General features: G+C 45.5%; 5 protein-coding genes. 3 read left to right on the top strand and 2 right to left on the bottom strand.

The genetic code is table 11. From position 1 onward, the window contains the following. On the top strand, window positions 1-192 hold a 192-nt coding region (locus EJP87_RS14930), incomplete at its 5' end, for a metallophosphoesterase family protein (protein WP_193771425.1). Between the two features lie 145 nt (window positions 193-337). Here EJP87_RS14930 and EJP87_RS14925 read toward each other — a convergent pair. Beyond that, window positions 338-769 (bottom strand): NYN domain-containing protein, encoded by a 432-nt coding sequence (locus EJP87_RS14925; RefSeq protein WP_130472657.1) that lies wholly within the window; start codon window positions 767-769, stop codon window positions 338-340. After that, a complete protein-coding gene (locus EJP87_RS14920) occupies window positions 766-2121 on the bottom strand; it encodes an Hpt domain-containing protein (protein WP_153188689.1) in 1356 nt (451 codons plus the stop codon). The genes EJP87_RS14925 and EJP87_RS14920 overlap by 4 nt, the downstream gene beginning before the upstream one ends. A 72-nt stretch (window positions 2122-2193) precedes the next feature. On the opposite strand from EJP87_RS14920, the gene EJP87_RS14915 reads away from it, so the two are divergent. Together EJP87_RS14915 and EJP87_RS14910 are read left to right on the top strand one after the other, a co-directional pair. Beyond that, on the top strand, window positions 2194-2709 hold the full coding sequence (locus tag EJP87_RS14915) for an adenine phosphoribosyltransferase (protein WP_130472655.1): 516 nt from the start codon (window positions 2194-2196) through the stop codon (window positions 2707-2709). 1 nt (window position 2710) lies between these two features. Beyond that, window positions 2711-3168: YfcE family phosphodiesterase (locus EJP87_RS14910; protein WP_193771424.1), on the top strand; the 458-nt coding region annotated here is incomplete at its 3' end.

Here is a 3168-nt window from a genome sequence, read left to right as displayed (position 1 = left end):
TATGGACACACCCATCTCTCCGAGTTAGCGATTAAAGATGACCTCGTGTTTATAAACCCGGGATCCGTCACCCTCCCACGCGACGAAGCAACCATCTCAACCTACATCCTATACAATACGTTCAAGAAACGTTTTCAACTCAAAGAGCTCTTCACGGGGGATGTTCTGCAAGAACTCTATCTCGTCGACTAATTCGTATTCAACATCATTCATCGATTCCATTCCAAGCGACACGAGAATGAGGAGCTCGAGAAATCACAAGGGAAATAGTGCTACTGCACAGGCCCCGACGTGATGACGATGGCGACAATATTATCGTGTTGATTTGGAATAGGGATTAGACGTAGGGGCGAAGCTCGATCGTTTGATCAGCATGCTCCTTGAGGCTGGTGGAACAATGAGAGGTTAAGGAGTTCAGGATCACGCGCACACCCTCTCGGCGGGCAAACTTCATCGCGGGGACGAAATCGGTATCCCCCGTAATCAGAACAATGTAGTCCACGATGCGCTTCGTTGCCAACCAAGCGATATCCAGACCGATTTTCATGTCGACGCCCTTTTGCTTAAAGTCCTCCCGGATATCACCCGCAGAGATCTTTTGATCCTTACGAATCAATCCACGCAAACGAACATTCTCGATCTTCCAACCATTCAGCTGCAAATGACCTTTCCGAAAGGCGATGTCATCATGCACCATCAATTCATTAAAAAAAGTCATCCCTTGCTTGTACTGTTCCGTTTGGGAGTAATCGACTTCATTTCCGGTCATGGGGTTGATCTCGCTGCCATCATAGGGCAAGCAATCATAATAGAATATTCGAAGCAACTCTTTCCCTTTGAATCAATCGAATTTCTCACCATGTGAACCAGCGGATCATGAATCAAATCAATCAAGGAACGATCCAGCTCCGTTTCTTCTCCCACCAACATTAACCGAATGGGCTTACCCGTCTGCTTTGCAACGTCCCGGGCAATTCGCTGCATCTTGGTAAAAGTGGGTTTGATTTGAACCATTCGCATGCTCAAACTGATTTTTTGCAACTCTGTTGATATTCGCTTGACTTGGTCAATCACATTAATAAATTTCTGATTTCCATTTTGCATCATATACGGATCATTCCAGAGCTGAGACTGCGCAATAAGGAGTTCCCCCGTATAATTAATCAGATTATCCACTTTTCCCGCATCAATCTTAATCGAACTTTCGCTTGCTTCACGAGCATGAGTTTCTTGTTTTTTGGGTAAGCTGATCTTGTCAGACGAACCCGCCCCGCCATGCTCAATTCTCTGCAGCATATCCTCGACTTGATCAAGCAAAGCATGAATATCCGATGCCTCTTCTTGGAAGATTTTTTTTGCAAGATTTGACTCGACTCGATCAATCATGATCATCAGTTGGTCACGAACACATAACAAAACATCGGCATCTTGAGAAGAAAGCGGCATTCCCTTGGAGCGTATCTTTTCGAGCACATTCTCTGTACGATGCGACAACTCGGCAATATGCTTTAGTTTCAGGAAAAGAGACACACCCTTAATAGTATGGAAAGCACGAAAGATCGAGTCAATAAAACGAGAATTGGTCGCATCCGCCTCCAGCCCCAATATACTTTCCTCAATCATCAGCAAGTGATCCCGTGCCTCTGCAATAAAATCACGAAAGAGCTGTTCATCATTTTCAAACTCAGAGCCAGCGGGCTCAGGCGAATTTTCAACCGGCTCTGACACAGCGGTGGTTCCTCTGACCTCAAAAGATGACGTTAATTGCGCAACCGTGGCCATCAATTCTGGTGTCAATTCGATTTTCTTTTTGGAAGCATCCCAAAGGTACTCATTCAAGTGAAAGAAATTAACCAGCTCAGGCAAAAGCGACTCCAACTGGGAAAAGGGAGCCATGTGCTCTGAAATATCCTTTACCAACCCTGCAACAGCATTAAATAGCGAAAACAGGGGCATATTCCGGGGCTCTAATTCAGCAGAAGCATCACACAATATTTGACGAAAACCTGGCAAAGAAAGGGGGTCATCCTCAACCAAGAAGTTCGCTTCCAAAGCGATTTGATCTATCTTTTCCATAATCATGAAAAATACCCCCAAAACTTCACAAAACCATCCTATCATACCTTTTTCCAAAATCGAATGCTTTCAAGAATATTATTGGCAAACAACTCCAGCATCCGATACAATGAAAGCATGGATCTGAAACCTTTCATTCGAACGATTCCCGACTTTCCCAAAGAGGGCATCATGTTCAAAGATATCACGCCACTCTTAAATCACGCCGAAGCATTTAAGGCCTGTATTGACCAGTTCGCCAGAGCACTCACGCCCTATACGTTTGACGCCATTGTCGCCATCGAATCCAGAGGGTTCATCTTTGGATCCGCGCTCGCATACGCGTTGCATAAACGTTTTATTCCTGTCCGAAAACGAAACAAACTCCCAGCTGAAGTCCATCGATTGGAATACAAACTCGAATACGGAACGGATATTCTCGAAATACACAAAGACGCCCTTCATCCTGGCGACAAAGTGATCATTATCGATGATCTACTGGCCACGGGTGGAACGATTGGCGCCGTGGAAAAGCTGGTCACATTATGCGGAGGAGAAACGCAAGCCCTGGCCTTTGTGATCGAGCTTGCCTTTCTAAATGGCCGACAACATATTGTCAGTCCCGATATCGTCACACTCATCCGATACCACTAGCATGTATATCGCCATCTTTTCTGACCTCCATGGTAACCCAGAAGTCCTCCAGTTTCTCATTGATCGCGTATTCACGGGTGTGGATCAAATCTGGAGTCTGGGCGATAACTTCCATATTTATGACAAGGGTGAAACATCAAAAAGCAAAGCTGATCAGGTCATCAAAACGCTCTCAGGCTATAAAACCAAGCCCATCGACTACATCAAAGGAAACTGTGATGAATTTGAGGACTACGAATCGTTCGCCGAAAACTATGCCACAACCCCTTTTGTTATCAAGGATATTGAGGGACAGAAAATGCTCCTCACACACGGGCATCAGTTTTCCGCTGAAAGTGATGCCATAACGCTTCTTCGAGAGCAAGGCGTATCCGTACTGGTATATGGACACACCCATCTCTCCGAGTTAGCGATTAAAGATGACCTCGTGTTTATAAACCCGGGATCCGTCACCCTCCC

This window comes from Candidatus Magnetaquicoccus inordinatus (assembly GCF_004217665.1).
GTDB classification, from domain to species: domain Bacteria; phylum Pseudomonadota; class Magnetococcia; order Magnetococcales; family Magnetaquicoccaceae; genus Magnetaquicoccus; species Magnetaquicoccus inordinatus.
The sequence above is the reverse complement of the archived record's forward strand: the minus strand, read 5'-3'. Positions and strand labels throughout refer to the sequence as shown.

Coding starts and splice junctions, on each gene's coding strand:
- EJP87_RS14925 (WP_130472657.1), bottom strand. CDS start 769: ATGACCGGAAATGAAGTCGATTACTCCCAAACGGAACAGTACAAGCAA.
- EJP87_RS14920 (WP_153188689.1), bottom strand. CDS start 2,121: ATGATAGGATGGTTTTGTGAAGTTTTGGGGGTATTTTTCATGATTATG.
- EJP87_RS14915 (WP_130472655.1), top strand. CDS start 2,194: ATGGATCTGAAACCTTTCATTCGAACGATTCCCGACTTTCCCAAAGAG.